At 63.6% G+C, this 18,098-nt stretch carries 18 protein-coding genes; 11 read left to right on the forward strand and 7 right to left on the reverse strand.

Features of this window, described 5'->3' with window-relative positions; all coding sequences use genetic code 11:
* Positions 1-89: 89 nt before the first annotated feature.
* A complete protein-coding gene (locus tag ACGYK4_RS11265) occupies positions 90-1,253 on the reverse strand; it encodes a phosphoserine transaminase (RefSeq protein WP_394456568.1) in 1,164 nt (387 codons plus the stop codon).
* Positions 1,254-1,407: 154 nt separating this feature from the next.
* Between ACGYK4_RS11265 and serB the strand changes: the two genes are divergently transcribed.
* On the forward strand, positions 1,408-2,283 hold the full coding sequence (serB, locus tag ACGYK4_RS11270) for a phosphoserine phosphatase SerB (protein WP_394456570.1): 876 nt from the start codon (positions 1,408-1,410) through the stop codon (positions 2,281-2,283).
* A 54-nt stretch (positions 2,284-2,337) separates the two neighbouring features.
* Here the strand turns inward: serB and ACGYK4_RS11275 are convergent, their stop codons facing one another.
* The gene (locus tag ACGYK4_RS11275; protein WP_394456572.1) at positions 2,338-3,318 is read right to left on the reverse strand and encodes an asparaginase; all 981 of its coding nucleotides are present in this window, start codon (positions 3,316-3,318) and stop codon (positions 2,338-2,340) included.
* A gap of 189 nt (positions 3,319-3,507) precedes the next feature.
* Between ACGYK4_RS11275 and ACGYK4_RS11280 the strand changes: the two genes are divergently transcribed.
* Positions 3,508-4,029, forward strand: a complete 522-nt coding sequence (locus tag ACGYK4_RS11280) for an invasion associated locus B family protein (protein WP_231886279.1) — start codon at positions 3,508-3,510, stop codon at positions 4,027-4,029.
* Positions 4,030-4,329: 300 nt separating this feature from the next.
* On the opposite strand, the gene ACGYK4_RS11285 is transcribed toward ACGYK4_RS11280, so the two are convergent.
* The 4 genes from ACGYK4_RS11285 to ectA are packed head-to-tail and all read right to left on the reverse strand — an operon-like array spanning position 4,330 to position 8,048.
* Complete coding sequence (locus ACGYK4_RS11285; RefSeq protein WP_067261587.1) at positions 4,330-5,766, reverse strand: aspartate kinase; 1,437 nt, start codon at positions 5,764-5,766, stop codon at positions 4,330-4,332.
* 5 nt (positions 5,767-5,771) lie between these two features.
* The gene (locus ACGYK4_RS11290; RefSeq protein ID WP_067261585.1) at positions 5,772-6,164 is read right to left on the reverse strand and encodes an ectoine synthase; all 393 of its coding nucleotides are present in this window, start codon (positions 6,162-6,164) and stop codon (positions 5,772-5,774) included.
* A 5-nt stretch (positions 6,165-6,169) separates the two neighbouring features.
* A complete protein-coding gene (ectB, locus tag ACGYK4_RS11295) occupies positions 6,170-7,462 on the reverse strand; it encodes a diaminobutyrate--2-oxoglutarate transaminase (protein WP_394456574.1) in 1,293 nt (430 codons plus the stop codon).
* Between the two features lie 52 nt (positions 7,463-7,514).
* Positions 7,515-8,048, reverse strand: a complete 534-nt coding sequence (gene ectA / locus ACGYK4_RS11300) for a diaminobutyrate acetyltransferase (RefSeq protein WP_067261582.1) — start codon at positions 8,046-8,048, stop codon at positions 7,515-7,517.
* A 234-nt stretch (positions 8,049-8,282) separates the two neighbouring features.
* Between ectA and ACGYK4_RS11305 the strand changes: the two genes are divergently transcribed.
* Positions 8,283-8,783 (forward strand): MarR family winged helix-turn-helix transcriptional regulator, encoded by a 501-nt coding sequence (locus tag ACGYK4_RS11305; RefSeq protein WP_271688566.1) that lies wholly within the window; start codon positions 8,283-8,285, stop codon positions 8,781-8,783.
* An 89-nt stretch (positions 8,784-8,872) separates the two neighbouring features.
* Complete coding sequence (gene rlmN, locus ACGYK4_RS11310; RefSeq protein ID WP_394456576.1) at positions 8,873-10,054, forward strand: 23S rRNA (adenine(2503)-C(2))-methyltransferase RlmN; 1,182 nt, start codon at positions 8,873-8,875, stop codon at positions 10,052-10,054.
* Here the strand turns inward: rlmN and ACGYK4_RS11315 are convergent.
* Positions 10,051-11,181, reverse strand: a complete 1,131-nt coding sequence (locus tag ACGYK4_RS11315; RefSeq protein ID WP_394456578.1) for an NAD(P)/FAD-dependent oxidoreductase — start codon at positions 11,179-11,181, stop codon at positions 10,051-10,053. The two genes, rlmN and ACGYK4_RS11315, sit on opposite strands and share 4 nt — an antisense overlap.
* 236 nt (positions 11,182-11,417) lie before the next feature.
* Between ACGYK4_RS11315 and ACGYK4_RS11320 the strand changes: the two genes are divergently transcribed.
* The 7 genes from ACGYK4_RS11320 to ACGYK4_RS11350 all read left to right on the forward strand — a co-directional run bounded on the left by ACGYK4_RS11320 (position 11,418) and on the right by ACGYK4_RS11350 (position 18,063).
* A complete protein-coding gene (locus ACGYK4_RS11320; RefSeq protein WP_394456580.1) occupies positions 11,418-12,905 on the forward strand; it encodes an ABC transporter substrate-binding protein in 1,488 nt (495 codons plus the stop codon).
* A gap of 50 nt (positions 12,906-12,955) precedes the next feature.
* Positions 12,956-13,900, forward strand: coding sequence for an ABC transporter permease (locus ACGYK4_RS11325; RefSeq protein ID WP_394456582.1), 945 nt, complete (start codon positions 12,956-12,958; stop codon positions 13,898-13,900).
* Complete coding sequence (locus ACGYK4_RS11330) at positions 13,897-14,715, forward strand: ABC transporter permease (protein ID WP_394456584.1); 819 nt, start codon at positions 13,897-13,899, stop codon at positions 14,713-14,715. Before ACGYK4_RS11325 ends, ACGYK4_RS11330 begins: the two co-directional genes overlap by 4 nt.
* On the forward strand, positions 14,712-15,686 hold the full coding sequence (locus ACGYK4_RS11335) for an ABC transporter ATP-binding protein (protein ID WP_394429713.1): 975 nt from the start codon (positions 14,712-14,714) through the stop codon (positions 15,684-15,686). Before ACGYK4_RS11330 ends, ACGYK4_RS11335 begins: the two co-directional genes overlap by 4 nt.
* Positions 15,679-16,467, forward strand: coding sequence for an ATP-binding cassette domain-containing protein (locus ACGYK4_RS11340; RefSeq protein WP_394429711.1), 789 nt, complete (start codon positions 15,679-15,681; stop codon positions 16,465-16,467). The genes ACGYK4_RS11335 and ACGYK4_RS11340 overlap by 8 nt, the downstream gene beginning before the upstream one ends.
* Positions 16,464-17,270: a metallophosphoesterase family protein gene (locus tag ACGYK4_RS11345; protein ID WP_394429709.1), complete on the forward strand. Its 807-nt coding sequence runs from the start codon at positions 16,464-16,466 to the stop codon at positions 17,268-17,270. The genes ACGYK4_RS11340 and ACGYK4_RS11345 overlap by 4 nt, the downstream gene beginning before the upstream one ends.
* A gap of 202 nt (positions 17,271-17,472) precedes the next feature.
* Complete coding sequence (locus ACGYK4_RS11350) at positions 17,473-18,063, forward strand: helix-turn-helix domain-containing protein (RefSeq protein WP_394402040.1); 591 nt, start codon at positions 17,473-17,475, stop codon at positions 18,061-18,063.
* Positions 18,064-18,098: the final 35 nt, after the last annotated feature.

An 18,098-nucleotide genomic window follows, 5' to 3' on the forward strand; every position in this document is an offset into this window, starting at 1 on the left:
GGTCCTTCATAAACGGGGTCAGCGGTGCGCAGAGACGCGCAGCCGACGAGAGGGGGGAGTAGGGTGCGCGATCCTCGCGCACCATCGCGTCACGCGTTGATTTCGGCTTCAAAAGCCCATGCAAGCCACGGCAGCATCGCCTCGATGTCCGCCGTCTCGACCGTGCCGCCGCACCAGATGCGCAGGCCCGGAGGGGCATCGCGGTAGGCGCCGATGTCCAGCGCCGCGCCCTCATACGCCAGCCGCTTGGCCACGGCCTTGGCGAAGGCCGCACCGTCCGCGATGCGGTCGTCGGTGAACTTCAGGCAGACCGATGTGTTGGAGCGTGTCGCGGGATCGGTGGCGAGGAAGTCGATCCAGTCATGCGCTTCGACGAAATCGGCCACGGCCTTGGTGTTGGCGTCGGCGCGGGCGATCAGGCCCTGCAGCCCGCCCACGGATTTGGCCCAGTCCAGCGCCAGCAGGTAATCCTCGACGCAGAGCATCGACGGCGTGTTGATCGTCTCGCCGCGGAAAATGCCCTCGTTCAGCTTGCCGCCCTTGGTCAGCCGGAAGATCTTGGGCAGCGGCCACGCGGGGGTGTAATTCTCCAGCCGCTCGACAGCACGCGGGCTGAGGATCAGCATGCCATGCGCCGCTTCGCCGCCCAGCACTTTCTGCCAAGAGAAGGTTGTCACATCGAGCTTGTCCCACGGCAAGTCCTGCGCGAAGGCGGCGGAGGTCGCATCGCAGAGCGTCAGGCCCGCGCGGTCCGCCGGGATCACGTCGCCGGTGGGCACGCGCACGCCAGAGGTCGTGCCGTTCCAGGTAAAGCAGACATCGTTGTCATAGTTCAGCGCGGCCATGTCGACGATCTCGCCGTATTCGGCGGTGTGGACCTGCGCCTCGATCTTCAGTTGCTTGACCACATCGGTGACCCAGCCCGCGCCGAAGCTTTCCCAAGCGACCATCTCGGCGGGCCGTTCGCCCAGGAGCGACCACATGGCCATCTCGAAAGCGCCGGTGTCGGAGGCGGGCACGATGCCGATGCGGTAGTCGGCGGGCACGCCGAGCACTTCACGGGTGGTCTCGATCGCCTCTGCAAGCTTGGCCTTGCCGGGGGCGGCACGGTGGCTGCGGCCCAGCGGAGCATCGCCAAGCTTGGTCAGGTCGAATGTGGGGATTTTGGCGCAGGGGCCGGAGGAGAAACGCGGGTTTGCCGGTACGGCAACAGGTTTCGCTTCCGGGCGCGGTGCCGGTTGGTTCATAGCCATTGATGCTACCCTCTCAGATAATCGCCCTTCGTTGGGGAAGGGTGTCCCACTTGCCGGGATACGCGGGGAGGCCGGGCTGGCGCAAGTCGCAAAATGACGCTAGGACGCCGGTCATGTCGCTTTGCGCGGCGCGAATGATGCGGATCGGAAACTTATGTTCACGGCAATCTTGTTGACCTCCCCAACCAACCCCAGCCTCGACCCCGCGCTGGTGGAAAGCCTGCGCAATGCTTGGGGCGGGGGTGACGCGCTTTGGCTGGCCCCGGATGAGGCGGCGGAGTTCTCGCTGGCGCAGATGCCGGAAAACCGTTGGGATGTCTGGGAAAGCTGCCAGTCTATGGGGGTCGATCTGGTGATCGTGCCGACAGAGGGTCGTCGCAAGAAGATGCTGCTGGCCGATATGGACAGCACAATGATCCAGCAAGAATGTATCGACGAATTGGCCGATGAAGCAGGCGTCGGGGAGCGCGTGAAAGAGATCACCGCCCGCGCCATGAACGGTGAGTTGGATTTCGACGGCGCCCTGCGCGAACGGGTCGGCCTGTTGAAAGGTCTGGAGGCCAGCGTGATCGACAAGGTCTTGGCCGAGCGGATCACCCTGATGCCCGGCGGCGGGGCGCTGGTGGGCACGATGAAGGCCAACGGCGGCTATGCCGCGCTGGTCTCGGGCGGGTTCACCGCCTTCACAGCCAAAGTGGCCGAGATGCTGGGCTTTGATGCGAATCGCGCCAATACGCTGCTGGTTGAACAGGCCGCGCTGACGGGCGATGTGGGGCTTCCGATCCTTGGGCGCGAGGCCAAGGTCACCGCGCTGGAAGAGATCACGGCAAAGCTGGGCATCACCGAGGATCAGGTCATCGCCGTGGGTGATGGGGCCAATGATCTGGGCATGTTGGGGCGCGCGGGCATGGGCGTGGCGCTACATGCAAAGCCTTCTGTCGCGGCGGAATGCGACATCCGCATCAATTTCGGCGATCTGACCGCGCTGCTGTTCGTGCAGGGCTATGCGCGTAGCGAATTTGCGGGCTGAGCCTGCCCGCGTGGGACTGCCGCTTCGTTTCATCCAAGCGGCAGCGCGAGTGGCTTAAAGCAGCCCCGCTGCTGGTTTCAGCATCCCGGTTTCAAGCCCGCGCCAGTTCTTGATCGGCGCGTTCATCCGCTTGAGCGCGGCGGGGTGGTTGGCGTCCAGCGCCCCCAGTTTGACCATCAACGCGGTGATCGCGCATTCGGCGGCGCGGGTGGTGCCGCAGGCGGCTTTCAATGCGATGCCCAGCTTACGCTCGGGCCAGATGGCAATGAAGAACCCTTCGGCCCCGGTTTTCAACGCGACCTTGCCATCCATCGCCCGCATCAGTTCCGTGCAGGCGCGACCTTCGCCCGCGACGAGTTCGGGGTGCAGGCGCATGGCTTCGTGCAGGCGCGCCTCGGCAGAGCCTTCGGGGGCGGCGGCGAAATGGGCCATGGCGCGGGCCATGCCGTGCAGGGTGCAAGCGTAGTTCGGGGCCGAGCAGCCGTCGATCCCATAGCCGGGGGAGGTTTCTTGGGTGACCGTCTCGAAAGCCTCAAGGCAGGCTTTTTGCACCGCGTGCTCTGGCTTTTCGTAATCCGCACCGCCGCCCAGATGTTGGTTCAGCGTCAGGAAGCCTGCGTGTTTGCCCGAGCAATTGTTGTGGATTTGGCAGGGTTTCTCATGGGCGCGGATCAGCCCCTCCATCGCGTCGCGGTCGGCGGGCTCCTGCGGGCCGCAGCGAAAGGCGTCGTCGTTCAGACCCAGCGTGTCGAGCCAGACGCCCACCCGGTCGGTGTGGATGGCGGCCCCTTGGTGCGAGGCGCAGGCCAGCGCCAGTTGCTCGGTGCTCAGCCCCGCCTTGTCCGCCGCGCCGGAATTGATCAGCGGCAGCGCTTGGATCATCTTGGAGGAAGAGCGCGGCAGAATGACCTTTTCCGGGTCGCCCCAAGCCTCGACGATCTGGCCGCTGGCGTCGCAGATCACGGCGTGACCGGAATGCACGCTTTCCAGAAAGGGTCCGCGCCAGATTTCCGCAAAGGGGGCTGCTTTGGTCATGAGGTTCATCCTGTTTCTGGGCGAAAACCTGCCAATCAGGGTTTCGTCGGTCGCGCGTTTGCCGTTATTGTGGTTGGTGTCGAACAGATAACAGACACCCGCAAGAGAGCAACCCGCCCGAGGTTGCCCGGTTGGGGTCTGTAGACGTGTTGAGGTCAAGGACGGCTGGAGGCTGGACAGATGGGAACGATGAAGACATGTGGTCTTGCACTTGGGGCGCTCGCCCTTGTGGCGAGCGGCGCAGTGGCGCAGGAGCAGAGCACCAACCGGGTGGCGGCCAAGACCGACTGGAGCGTCTTTGTAGAAGATAACCCGACGGAATGCTGGGGCGTCTCGACGCCCAAGGAAGTCGTGAACACACGCGATGGGCGTGTGGTGGCGGTGAACCGGGGCCAGACATTGCTGATGGTATTCTATCGTCCTTCGGCAGAGGCCAAGGGTCAGGTTGCTTTCACCGGCGGCTATCCTTTCGCCTCGGGCTCGACTGTGACGATGAGCATTTCGGGCAATACCTATGAGCTGTTCACCGAAGGCGAATGGGCATGGCCCGCGACAACGGCGGATGACGCCAAGATCATCGCCGCGATGAAACGCGGTGCGGATGCGACGCTGGTCGGCAAGTCTTCGCGCGGGACGCAGACCAAGGACACATTCTCGCTTCTGGGCTTCACCGCTGCGGTTGAAGATGCGGAGAAGCGCTGCGGGGGGTGAGCCTCTGCGATCTGAGAGTTTGGGACGGTCTCGCGATTGCGGGGCCGTTTTTGTTTGTAGTGAACGTGCCACCCCGGGGCCGGGACAAGCCGGAGGCGCCGGGCCATCGCCTGCCCGCCCCCCGGGTCGGCGATTTGGTGAGGCTGTGTGACTTCGCAGGGCTTACACCATGGTTGAAGCATCAAGTGGTATCGAAAATATGTTGGTTCGCCGACCCGCGGGCAGGCGATGGCCCTCGCACGAAAAAGCCGCGGCTTCCTTTCGGGAGCCGCGGCTAAGAATACGTCGTATATTCCGGCGTCAGGCCGCGCGCGACAACGGCGCCGCCACCTCTTCCTCGATAAACGCACCATGCAGCGCCTTGATCACCGGTTGCAGGCTCTCCCGCTCGACGATGAACTGCACATCTACATTGCGCGGCCCTTGGCTCGCGCCGATGGCCGTCTCGCCAGCCTCCGCGATGGCCACGAGGCCACGCTGCAACACCGACAAGCCGTTCAGATCGCGCCCGATGACCGAGGCCATGGACAGCGTGCGGGTGGTGATCTCGGCGGTGGGGTAAATCTCGGCCAGATCCTTCTCCACCCGGCGCATCGTCTTCAGCGAAGCGTCCAGATAATGGGTGATCGTATTGGCGTTCGAGACCTTCGAGACGATCCGCACGTTGTGCCGCGTCAGCACGTCGAGGATCGCGGTGTCATAGCCCTTTACGCCGACCATGTCCTGCTCGAACAGTTCAAGCGTAACGATGTCGAGACCGGTCACGATCTCCACCGCGGGCGCCTCGGCCTGACGGTCGTCGATCAGCGTGCCGGGATCTTCGGGCTCGAAAGCATTGGTCACGCGCAGCGGCACGTCGGCTTGGCGCAGGGTCTTGGCCGCCTTGGGGTGGATCGCCTCCATCCCCATGTTCGACAGCTGATCCGCCACGTCGTAGTTGGTGCGGCCGATCTTCTTGACGGCATGCTCGCCGACCAGTTTCGGGTCGCAGGACGACAGGTGGAACTCCTTGTGGATGATCGCCTCGCGCGCGCCGGTGAGAGCGGCGAGCTTGGAGAAGGTCACCTCGGAATAGCCGCGGTCGAATTCGCGCATCAGACCTTCGGCGCATTGCGCATAGCCTGTCACGATGGGCATTTCCGTATGAGGGTCGATGCCCTCCATCGCCTGCGCGATGCGCTCGTCGAGGGTCACGTTGCCCTCGTCACGCCACCCCGAGAGGTCGACGAAACGGGCGTTCACGCCAGCGCGCTGCAGCAGGATCGTGGTGACGAATGCGGAATGCGCCTCGCCCAGACCGGACAGCAACTCGCGAATTTGCAACATGTGTTCCGACAGGCGGAAGTGGCCATAGGCGCAAAGGCGTTGCAGGTCGATCAGGCAGTTGCGGGCACCATGGGTGCGCTCGGACACAAAGGCGTCGGCCTGTTCGATGTCACCGGGATGCTCCAGCACCTCGCGGTGCACGCGCTGCATCTCGGCCGAGACGCGGGTCAGCGCCTCGTGCCAGCCGTGATCGTTGCTGGCATTGGCCAAATGGGCGTAAACGCCCGGCTCGCCGGATTTCTTGTGCTCCAGCAACAGGTTCGTGATCCCGCCAAAGGCGGAAACCACGAAGACGCGCCCATAGATGTCCGCGCCCTTACGGTCACCGACAAAGAGCGTATCTTTGAGTTGGTTCACGCGGGACATGGACGTCCCGCCGATTTTTTCGACAGTGTGGGACGGTTGAGTCATAAAACTTAAGCGACCTCCTCGGCAGGCGCATAGGAACCATCTTCGCGGTGCACTTCGTTGCCGGTGACCGGCGGGTTGAAGCAGCACGCCATGTGCAGTTCTTCCTCTGCGCGCAGGGTGTGTTTGTCGTTCAGGTTCAGGGCGTACATCACGCCGGGGGTGATCTCATGCGTCTCGCCGGTGGCGAGATCGGTGATCGAGCCTTTGCCCTTCATGCAATAGACGCTTTCGAAGTGGTGCTTGTAGTGGAACGTGTGTTCCGACCCGGCCTCAAGCACGGTGATGTGGAAGGAAAACCCCATCCCGTCATCGGCCAGAAGCATCCGTGTGGAGGTCCATTTCGCATCCGCCACGTGACGGTCTGTGCCCTGAAGTTTGTTAAAATCGCGTACAATCATCGGTATTACTCCGCTGCCAGTTTCATGTTGCCCGTCACATCGCGGGTCGCTTGAAGAAGGATATCAAAGCCTTCGCGCATAACCTTCTCCGGCGTGGTGAGCGGGGCAAGATATTTAACAATTTCATCATGTGCGCCCGATGTTTCGATCACGAGGCCCAATTCATAGGCACGCGCGCAGATCGCACCGGCCAACTCGCCCGAGCCTACGTCGACACCCTGCATCAAGCCGCGGCCTTTCAGCGTGGCACCGTCGACCAGATCGGCCACATCCTTGAGCGCGGTGGTTAGCACCACGGCTTTCTCGGCCAGCGACTTTTCGAACGTGTCGTCGGACCAGAATTTCTCGATCGCAACGCGGGCGGTGACGAAGGCATGGGTGTTGCCGCGGAAGGTGCCGTTGTGCTCGGCGGGCTTCCAGATGTCATGCTCCGGCGCGATCAGCAGGGCCGCGAAGGGCAGGCCAAAGCCGGAAAGCGATTTCGCTTGGGTGATCATGTCGGGCTTGATGCCGGAGGCCTCAAAGGAGAAGAAGCTCCCCGAACGGCCACAGCCCGCCTGAATGTCGTCAACGATCAGCAGCGCGCCATGCTTGCGGGCGATCTTCTCGATGCCTTGCATCCATGCGTCGGAGGCCGCGTTCAACCCGCCTTCGCCTTGGATCGGCTCAAAGATGAAGGCCGCGGGCGCGTCGATGCCCGACGACGGGTTCGATAGCATCGCGTCGATCATCTCAAGCGTGTTCACGTTTTCGCCCAATGCGCCTTCGAAGGGCATGTGGGTGACATCGGCCAGCGAGCCTCCGCCCGCGCCGCCGCGCTTGCCTTTGTTGCCGGTCAGCGCCAGCGCGCCCATGGTCATGCCGTGAAAACCGTTGGTGAAGGAGATCACGTTGGTGCGGCCCGTCACCTTGCGCGCCAGCTTGATCGCGGCTTCGACGGCATTGGTGCCGGTCGGGCCGGTCATCATGACCTTATAGTCCATGCCGCGCGGCTTGAGGATTTTCTCCTCATAGGCTTCGAGGAAGGCCGCCTTAGTCTCGCTATGAAAGTCGAGGCCGTGGGCGATGCCATCCGCGGTGATATGCTCCACCAGCGCCTGCTTCATGTCCGGGTCATTGTGCCCGTAGTTTAGCGAGGAGCAGCCGGCGAGAAAGTCGATGTAGCGGTTGCCCTCGCCATCGAACATTTCCGAGCCGCTGGCGCGGGTGAAGACGGCGTTCATACCGCGGCAGTAGGAGCGGGCTTCGCTCTCGCGGCGGGTAAAGATGGTCGTGTTCTGTGCCATGTCCTTAGGCATAGGAATTCCTTTCTCTTCTAGAGAGTCTATCGTGTGAATTGTCAGCTGCGGTTTACGCGGCGCGTTTCAGCGCGGCGGCCTCGGGCAGCGTGATCGTCACCATATGTTCGGTGTCATGCGCGCCCTCGAAATGGGCGTCTTTGGTAAAGTGGGGCGCATCGGACAGATCGCCGCCGATGTGGTTCGCGAAGCTGCGGAACAGCCCCCAAGAGGCGTCGTTGTCCCGGGTGATCGTGGTTTTGAGGGTCTTGGCGTCCTCGGTCTCATCCCGGTTCACCAGTTCCATCAGCATGGTTTTCCCCAAACCAAGGCCGCGGGCCTTGGGGCTGACGGCGACCTGCCAGACAAAGAAAGCATCTTGGGCAGGGATCATATGGCCGGAGATCCAGCCCACGATATCACCGTCCAACTCGGCCACCACGCAGGTGTCGCGGAAGTGGTCGGCCTGGATCAGGTTCGCATAGAGCGAATTTTCGTCGAGCGGCTTACAGTCGCGAATCAACCGCCAGATGGCGGCTCCGTCCTCGGCATTGGGCTTGCGCAGCTTGGGTGTGCGGGCTTTTTTCATGTCGAGTTTATTCTGCATCCGTTCGTGGTTCCCTGATTGTTTCGATAGGCTAAATAAGTCATGCGCGGTAATACTTCAACAATCAAAGCAAATTACTTCAAAATGCGCTTATAGCGTGCTTTAAGCGCCATAGAACTGTGCATATTTGTTTCGTTTTCCGAACAAAATTAGGCGGCTTCGCTTAGCTATACTAAGCGATCAGGTGGGTTTTGAGCGATTGCTGAGAATGCCGCCAATGTGCAATGATGCACCATGACGCAGAAACATCCCGACCGGGTCGACGAAAGTCTGATCGCTTTGCGCCGCATTTTGCGGGCCACCGAACTCTATGCGCGCGATCTGGCGCAGGCCGCGGGGGTGACCCCTGCGCAGCTGCGCGTTTTGCAGATCGTGGGAGAGAAGAAAGACCCGACGGCCAAGACCCTCGCCAATCAGATGGGGGTGAGCCAAGCCACCGTGACCGCCTTGGTCGACAAGCTGGTGGCGCGCAGCTTGGTCTCGCGCCAGCCCTCGGCGCAGGACCGTCGGCAGACCAACATCACCTTGACCACTCAAGGCGAAGATGTGTTGGAGGAAGCCCCCGATGCGCTGCAACAGCGCTACGTCCGGGCCTTTGCGGATCTCGCCGATTGGGAGCAGGCGCAGCTGGTGTCGTCGTTGGAGCGTGTGGCGGCGATGCTGAACGTGGACAGTCTGGATGCCGCGCCGGTTCTCGCGACCGGGGAATTGCGCACAAGCAAGAAGACCTATTGAGCGCGGTCCCAGACCTCGGCGGCCAAACCCTTTTGCAAATCGCGCCTTTTCTTATATAGAGACCCATCCCTAGCCAGTGAGTCTTTGAAATGTCCGCTTCCGCGCCCATCACCCAAGACGTGATGACCCTTCCCCGTAAGCTGCCCGACGGGCCGATCAACCTTGTCGGCCTGACCCGCGACGCCATGCGCGACGCGCTGATCGCCCATGGCACGCCCGAGAAACAAGCGAAGATGCGTGTGGGGCAGATTTGGCAATGGATCTACCAGTGGGGCGTGCGGGATTTCGACGCGATGACTAACCTCGCCAAGGGCTACCGCGCTCAATTGGCTGAGAAATTCGTGATCGAAGTGCCTGAGGTGGTGACCCGTGCGGTCAGCGAGGATGGCACCCGCAAATACCTCGTCCGGATCGCGGGCGGTCATGAGGTCGAGGTGGTTTATATCCCCGAAGAGGGGCGCGGCACGCTTTGTGTCTCCAGCCAAGTGGGCTGCACGCTGACCTGTTCCTTCTGCCACACCGGCACGCAGAAGCTGGTCCGCAACCTCACAGCGGGGGAGATCATCGGTCAGGTCATGGTGGCGCGTGACGATCTGGGCGAATGGCCCGAGAGCGGCGCACCCAAGAACGAAACTCGGCTTTTGAGCAATATCGTGCTTATGGGCATGGGCGAGCCGCTGTATAATTTTGAGAACGTGCGTGACGCGATGAAAATCGCGATGGATCCCGAAGGCATCCAGCTGTCGCGCCGCCGCATCACGCTGTCGACCTCCGGCGTCGTGCCCGAGATTCACCGCACCGCCGCTGAGATCGGCTGCCAACTGGCCGTGTCCTTCCACGCCACCACCGACGAGGTGCGCAACAAGCTGGTGCCGATCAACAAGCGTTGGAACATTGAGGCGCTGCTGGAAGCGCTGAAGGCCTATCCCAAGGTCAGCAATTCCGAGCGGATCACTTTTGAGTACGTTATGCTGAAGGACGTGAACGACAGCGACGAAGACGCGCATCGTCTGGTCAAGCTGATCGAGGGCATTCCGGCCAAGATCAACCTCATTCCCTTCAATGAATGGCCCGGCTCGCCCTATGAGCGGTCGTCGAATAACCGCATTCGGGCTTTCGCCAACATCATCTACCAAGCCGGCTATGCCTCGCCGATCCGCACCCCGCGGGGCGAGGATATCATGGCCGCCTGCGGTCAGTTGAAATCGGCCACCGAACGCGCGCGCAAGTCGCGCAAGCAGATCGAAGCCGACGCGGGACTGAGCGGTTAAGCCAGCCCGCTCCGGTCTCTGGCCAATGCGGCCCCGGTAACCCCCTCGGCGGCGATGTCGCCGGGGATATCTTCGCCCCGCACCAAGGCCGCCGCGGTCCGGGCCAGCGCGGGCGCGGTCTGGATGCCATAGCCGCCTTGACCGGCGAGCCAGAAAAACCCCTCTCCCTCAGGATCATATCCCGCCACCGGGTCGCCATCGGGCAGGAAGCTGCGCAGCCCGGCCCAGCGGCTTTCGATGCGCGGACGTTCAAGGTCGAAGGCGGTTTCGATCCGGTCGATGCAGATCGCGATATCCAGTTCCTCGGGCTGTGCGTCGCAGGGGGGTGAGGGTGTGGCATCGGCGGGAGAGATCAGCAGTTTGCCTGCATCGGCCTTGAGGTAGAACTGTTCATCAATATCCACCACCATCGGCCAACGGTCCGGCACCATGCCCGCAGGCGGGGCCACCGTCAGCGCGGTGCGGCGTTTGGGGCTGAGGCCCGCAGGTTTCAACCCGGCCAGTGTGGCGATCTCATCCGCCCAAGCCCCTGCGGCATTGACGATCACCGGCGCGTGGAAGGTACCTTGGTTCGTGTCGACCTGCCAGTCACCCTCTTTGCGAAGCGCCTGCACCTCGGCCTTGGTGTGCAAAACGCCGCCCGCCGCGCGGAAGGTCTTGAGGTAATGCTGATGCAGCCCGTTCACGTCGATATCCGCCGCCGAAGCGTCCTGCAGCCCGCCGGTGGCATAGCCATTGCGCAGCAGCGGCACGTGCGTCTCGACCTCGGCCCCGCTCAGCGGGGTGACATGGGGGCCCAACTCCTCAGCCGTGCGGGCGAGCGATGCTTGCTGGTCCTGCCGCGCGACGAAGACCGCGCCGCGGGGTTCCAGCAGCGGATGCGCCAGATGCGGGCTGGCAGGGTCGTGAAAGAAAGCGGCAGAGGCACGAGAGAGGGCGCGGATCACCTCAGGCCCATAGGTCACCGTAAACAGCGCGGCAGAGCGGCCCGTGGTGTGATAGCCCGGCTGGCTTTCGCGCTCCAGCAGCAGCACCCGGCGGTCGCTGGCCAGTTCAGCGGCGACAGAAGCGCCCGCAATGCCCGCACCGATGACGATGCAATCAAAACCTGTCGTTGAATTGTTCATACTCTGCCCTCTCTGCGCGGAGGCTAGCACCGCCAGCGGCGGGGCAAAAGGGCCGAAGCACGGCCCGCCTCTGCCCCTGCGGGCAATCAGATGAATCCGCCATACTGTTGCAATTGCATGAAATTTTCGCCCGGCGCGGCAAAGCCGTTGACCGAACGCCCCCGCCCGGCGCAGTCTGTCACAAAGGGCGCAATCGGTGATGCCGAACGCGCCCCGACCCACAGGAGTGCTGCCCCATGTCCGAACTGACCCTTTCCAGAACCCTTCCCGCGCTGACGTTGGCCTTTGGCCTGATGGCCTCGGCTTCCGCCGCTGCCGAGCTTGTCATCGGCATGCAGCAGGAGCCCACGTCGCTCGATCCCACGGCGGATGCCACCGCCTCCATCGACAGCATGATGACGCAGAACGTCTTCGAATCGCTGACCATCGTGGCCGAGAACGGGGAAGTGCAACCCAATCTCGCGACGTCTTGGGAGGTGTCGGAAGACGGGCTGACCTATACCTTCACACTGGCCGAAGGCGTGACCTTCCACGACGGCAGCACGCTCGACGCCGACGATGTCGTCTATTCCTTCGACCGCGCCATGGGTGAAGACAGCGTGAACCCGTCGAAGGACATTTTCGAGCCGATCGAAAGCGTCAAGGCCGTGGATCCCCAAACGGTCGAGATCACGCTCACGAACAAGGATGCCTTCTTCCTGTTCAACATGGGGCAGGGCGACAGCGCCATCGTGGCCGCCGAGAGCGTGGAGACCAACAACGCCAATCCGGTGGGCTCCGGCCCCTTCAAGTTCGACAGTTGGACCCGCGGCGACCGGCTGACGCTGGTCAAGAACCCCGATCACCGCGACGCGGATGACGTGGCGCTCGACAAGGTGGTCTTCCGCTTCATCTCAGACCCCGCTGCCGCCACCGCGGCGATGATGGCCGAAGAGCTCGACGCTTTCCCCGGTTTCCCCGCGCCGGAACTGCTGCCGCAGTTCGAGGCCGACCCGCGCTTCCGCGTCAACGTCGGCTCGACCGAGGGCGAGGTGATCCTCGCCATGAACAACGCCAAGCCGCCTTTCGACAATGTCGAGGTGCGCCGCGCCGTGGCCACCGCCATCGACCGGGACGAGATCATCGAGGGCGCGATGTACGGCCAAGCCGTGCCGATCGGCAGCTTCTACCCGCCGCATGGCACCGCCTATGTCGACCTGACGGACGCCTATCCGCATGACAGTGCCAAGGCCGAGGAGATGTTCGAGGCGGCAGGGGTTTCGGGGGCCACCATGACCCTGCGCGTGCCGCCGTTCCCTTACGCCACTCGCTCGGCCGAAATCATCCAGAACCAGCTGTCGGAGGCCGGGATCGACGCCAAGGTCGAGAATGTCGAATGGGGCTTCTGGATCGATGAGGTCTACAAGAAGAAGAACTACGACATGACCATCATCGCCCACACCAGCCCCAACGACATGGGCAACTTCGCCCGCGGCCCGGATTATTTCTACGGCTACGACAATGCCGAGATGACCGCCCTGTGGGAAAAGATCCAATCTGAGGTCGACGCCGAGGCCCGCAACGAACTGCTCAAGCAGGGCCAGCAGATGCTGTCCGACCAGTCGGTGCATGGCTTCCTGTTCCAGCTGCCTCTTTTGGGCGTCTTCCGTCAGGAGGTCGAAGGCTACTGGTCCTCCTCGCCCGTGCTCTACATGCCGCTGAAGAACGTGCGCATCGCCGACTGATCTGAAACGGCCGCGGTGCCCCCGGCGCCGCGGCTCTTGGACCTGACTTCGTGGCCTATTTCCTCTTCCGCCGCACGCTCGGTTTCGTGCTGACCCTGCTCGCCGTCTCGCTCGTCGTCTTTGCCGTGATGAACGTGCTGCCGGGCGATCCGGCGCTGACCATCCTTGGCATGGACGCCAGCGAGGATGCCATCGCGGCGCTGCGCGAACAGCTGGGGCTGAATGAGCCGCTGGTGACCCGCTATGTTTCGTGGGTCTGGAACGCGCTGCAGGGGGATTTTGGCATCAGCCATTCCTTCCGCGTACCGGTTTCGGAACTCATCGCCGAACGGCTGCCGATGACGATCTCGCTGGCTGTCGCGGGGATGCTGGTGACGCTGGTGCTGGCGCTGGGCCTTGGCATCACGGCGGCGGCGCAGCATGGGCGCGCGGGGGATTGGGGGGTGATGTTTCTGAGCCAACTCGGCATCGCGGTGCCCGCCTTCTGGCTGTCGATCCTGCTCGTGATGCTTTTCGCCGTGAAGCTGCGCTGGCTGCCGCCGGGGGGCTTTGCCGGGTGGGATGATCCTGCGGCGGCGTTGCGCTCGCTCATCCTGCCCACGGTGGCGCTGGCGCTGGTGCAATCGGCGGTGCTGGCGCGGGTCACGCGCTCTTCGGCGCTGGAGGTCATGCGGCAGGATTTCGTGCGCACCGCCCGCGCCAGCGGCCTCTCGCGGCGGCGGGTGCTTTGGCGGCATGTGCTGCCCAATGCGCTGGTGCCGATCGTGACCATCGTCGGCATGCAGTTCGCCGCCCTAGTGACCGGGACAATCGTGATAGAGAACGTCTTTTACCTGCCGGGGCTCGGGCGGCTGATCTTCCAGTCCATCGCCAACCGCGACCTGCCCACGGTGCAAGCGCTGGTGATGCTTTTCGCCGCTATCGTGGTGACGGCGAATTTCGTGGTCGATCTGCTCTACGTCGTCATCGACCCCCGGCTGCAGGCGCGGGCATGAAGCGGCTTCCGGCGAACTTCCTGCTGGGGGCGGTGCTGGTCAGCATCGTGGTCGGGGTGGCGGCGCTGTCGCTGGTCTGGACCCCGCATGACCCTCAGGCGATGTCGATCTCGACCAAGTTCGCGCCGCCCTCCGACACGCATTGGTTAGGCACCGATCAATTGGGCCGAGACGTGGTGGCGCAACTCATGGCGGCGGCACGTAACTCGATGACCGTGGCGCTGGTGGCGGTGCTTTTGGGCGGCAGTATCGGGGTGGCTTTGGGGCTTCTGGCCTCCGCGCTCGGCGGCTGGGTCGAGGATGCGGTGATGCGGCTGGCGGATTTGGGCTTTGCCTTTCCGGCGCTGTTGTTCGCGATCATGCTGGCGGCGGTCTTCGGGCCGTCGCTGACCAATGCGGTGCTGGCGATCTCCTTCATCAACATCCCCATCTTCGCCCGTGTCACCCGCGCCTCGGCGAACCAGATATGGACGCGCGACTATGTCGCCGCCGCGCGGGCGGCGGGGCGCGGGCGTTTTGCCATCAGCCGCGATCACATTCTGCCCAATATCGCCGCGGCGGTGATCGTGCAGGCCACCATTGAGTTCGCGGTGGCGATCCTCGCCGAGGCGGCGCTGAGCTATCTCGGCCTCGGGGCGCAGCCGCCCGCCTCAAGCTGGGGGCGGATGCTGTCGGAGGCGCAGACGCTGATGTATCTCGCCCCGCAACTGGCGATCTATCCGGGTCTGTGCATCGTGGTGGCCGTGCTGGGCTTCGGCCTTCTGGGCGACGGGCTGCGCGACATCACCGATCCCCGACTGGTGCGCGCGCGATGATTGAGCTTAGCAATCTTTCGATTCATTTCGGCACTGCCGCCGCCCTGCGCGACGCCAATCTGGTGATCGAGCGCGGCGACCGTTTGGGGGTCGTCGGCGAAAGCGGTTCGGGCAAGACGCTGCTGGCGCTCTGTTTGATGGGCATGGCCCCCGAAAGCGCGCGGTTGACCGGGGAGCTACGCATCGACGGGCAGGGCATGGCCGCCGCGTCTGAGCGCGATTGGCAGAGGCTGCGCAGCCGCCGCGTGGCGATGGTGTTTCAGGAACCGATGGCCGCGCTTAACCCGCTGCGGCGGGTGGGCGACACGGTGATGGAGCCGATGTTGCTGCATGACGGGCTGACACGCAGCGCTGCCCGTGCCCGCGCCCTGAGCCTGTTCGAAGAGGTGGGTATTCCCGATCCCGACCGTCGCCTGCGGCAGTTCCCGCATGAGATGTCGGGCGGCCAGCGCCAGCGGGTGCTGATCGCGCTGGCGCTGGCCTGCAACCCGATGCTGCTGATCGCCGATGAGCCGACAACCGCGCTTGACGCCAATGTGGCGCTGCGGATCACCGACCTGCTGCAACGGCTCGCGCGGGAGCGGCAGATGGCGCTGGTTTTCATCAGCCATGACCTCGCCGCTGTGGCGCGGGCGACCGAGGACATCGTGGTGATGTATGCGGGCGATATGGTCGAGCGGGGCCGCACGGCAGAGGTGCTGGGCAGGCCTGCGCATCCCTATACCAAGGGGCTCTTGGGCGCGCGGCCCGATCCGGGCGTGGCGGGGCGGGATGCCCAAGGAAAACGGCGCAGGCTGCCGACTATTCCGGGCGCGGTCCCGCCGCTGCATGGGCTGCCGCAGGGCTGCCGCTTTGCGGGGCGCTGCCCGGTGGAACTGCCTCACTGCGCCGCGCAGCGCCCAGACTTTGTGCAGACCGACGCGGGCCGTGCCGCCACCTGTCACCTGCTGACGGAGGGGCGCCATGACTGACGCGCCGCTTTTAGAGGTCCGCAACCTGACCCGCCGCTACAAACTGCCGCGCCAAAGTCTGCTGCGTGCCCCGCCGGTGCTGACGGCTTTGGAAAACGCCTCCTTCTCGTTGCACGCGGGCGAGACCTTGGGCGTGGTCGGGGAAAGCGGTTCGGGCAAATCCACATTGGCGCGGCTGATCATGGCGTTTGAGCGTCCGGACGCGGGCGCGGTGCTGTTTCGGGGGCGCGATCTGCATGGGCTCGGGGGGCAAGAATTGCGCAGCCTGCGGCGCGATTTTCAGATGGTGTTCCAAGACCCTTTCGGCTCGCTCAACCCGCGCCGCCGTATCGGCTGGTCCATCGCCGAGCCGTTGCGCGCCAATGGTGAGACCGAGGATATCCCCCATCGCATCGCCGAAGCCTTGGAGCAGGTCGGGCTGCATGCCGCGGACGCGGGCAAATATCCGCATGAGTTCTCGGGCGGGCAGCGCCAGCGCATCGCCATCGCGCGGGCCATCGTCACCCGCCCCGCGCTCTTGGTCGCGGATGAGGCGGTCTCGGCCCTTGATGTCTCGGTTCAGGCGCAAATTCTGAACCTTTTGATGGACCTGCAGGATGATCTGGGCCTCGGCATGGTCTTTATCAGCCATGACCTTGCGGTGGTCGGATCGATCTGCGACCGGGTGCTGGTGCTGCAGCATGGCAAGACCTTGGAAAGCGGTGCGGCGGCAGATGTGTTGCGCAGCCCCGAGCACCCTTATACGAAAACCCTGCTGACAGCCGCAGGAGTACGCCCATGACCCGTTTCGTCCACCTGACCGACCTGCATATCTCGCATCCCGATCTGAACGATCCGCATCTGCATAGTGATACGCCTGCCACCCTGCGCCGCGTGGTGGAGGTGATCAACGCGATGGAGCCCCAGCCCGATTTCGTGGTGGCCAGCGGCGATCTGACCAATCACGGCGACCAGCAAAGCTATGCCCTTGTGCGCGAGATCATGGAGCCGCTGAAAGCGCCGCTGGTCATGGCCCTCGGCAACCACGACAAACGCGATGGGTTCAACGCGGTCTTTGCGCCGGGGCTGGCCGATGCGCCCTATTTCCATGACGCGCCGCAGGGCGATCTACATGCCATCACGTTGGACAGCAGCGTGCCGGGCAAGGTGGCCGGGGCGCTGGACGACGCGCAGTTCGAGTTTCTGGAAGCCGCACTTGAGCGCTATGGCGATCTGGCGAAACTCTTGGTGATCCACCACCCGCCGCGCATTGATCCCGCGGCCCTCGCATGGGGCAGTCTGGACGCAGCGAGCAGTGCGCGTTTGGCCGAGATGTTGAAGGGGCAGCGCGTGGCGGGCATCCTCTCGGGCCATGTGCATGTGAACCGGGTGAGCCATTGGCACGGCATTCCGGTAGTCATTTCCAACGGGCTGCATTCGACCATCGACCTGACCGAAACCCGCGACCTGCGTATCGTGGAGGGCACTGGATTCGGCCTTTGCGAATGGCACCCCAGCGGCTTGAGCGTTTCCTTTGCCCCGCTTGACCCGACGGCGTCTGAATTGGCGCGGATCGACCGGGCGCAGCTAAAATCCTTTGAGTAGAATGACATCCACCCCCGTTGGTCGCAGCCTCGCGCCCTGCGCCGCGGTGTAGTAAAAAAATTATTGTTGACCCTCAACCTTTTTAATTTCACACAGCGAGACATGAAAAGGCTATACCCGGTATGAGATCGGGCCGCTGTTCACGGGGAGGGTGAATTTGCTGACTGCCAATGGCGACAGTGTATCGACGCTTGGCGCGCGCATGCGCAAGCAGCGTCATCGTTTGTCCCTGACTCTACAGCAGTTGGGCGAAGCCTCTGGCGTGTCGGTCGGGTATCTGAGCCAGGTGGAGCGGGGCCGGGCCACGCCGTCGCTGGGCACCCTGTCGCAGATCGCCGTGGCGCTTCAGGTCGATGTCAGTTTTTTCATCCATACGCCCAAGACCCAAGACAGCCTGACCCGTGCCGCCGAGCGTCCGCGCTTTGCCGTTTCGGGCTCATCCATCGAATATGAAAAGATCGGTGCGGATTTCCCGGGCCATGAGCTGTCCTCCTACATCATGAACGTGCCGCCGGGCTATGCCTCGGAAGAGGTCGTGCATGAGGGCGAAGAGGTGATCTATATCCTTGAGGGAGAGATCGCGCAGGTCGTCGATGGGGGGGAGCATATCATGCGGCCCGGCGACAGCCTGCATTACCTCGGCAGCAGCCCGCATTCGTGGTCCAACAAGACCGACAAGCCCGCCCGCGTGCTTTGGGTGGGGCGGATGCAATATGAACAGGCTGCTGGCGCCAATAGAATACGTCCGAATGAAGGGGCAGTCGCCACCGCATTCGCGTCGTCTCGCCCGTAAGGGCGTATCACCTGCGGCGGATACCCCGCTGCCAA

Origin of the sequence: Sulfitobacter sp. 1A13368 (assembly GCF_043557275.1) — a bacterium.
Taxonomy (GTDB): Bacteria; Pseudomonadota; Alphaproteobacteria; order Rhodobacterales; family Rhodobacteraceae; genus Sulfitobacter; species Sulfitobacter faviae.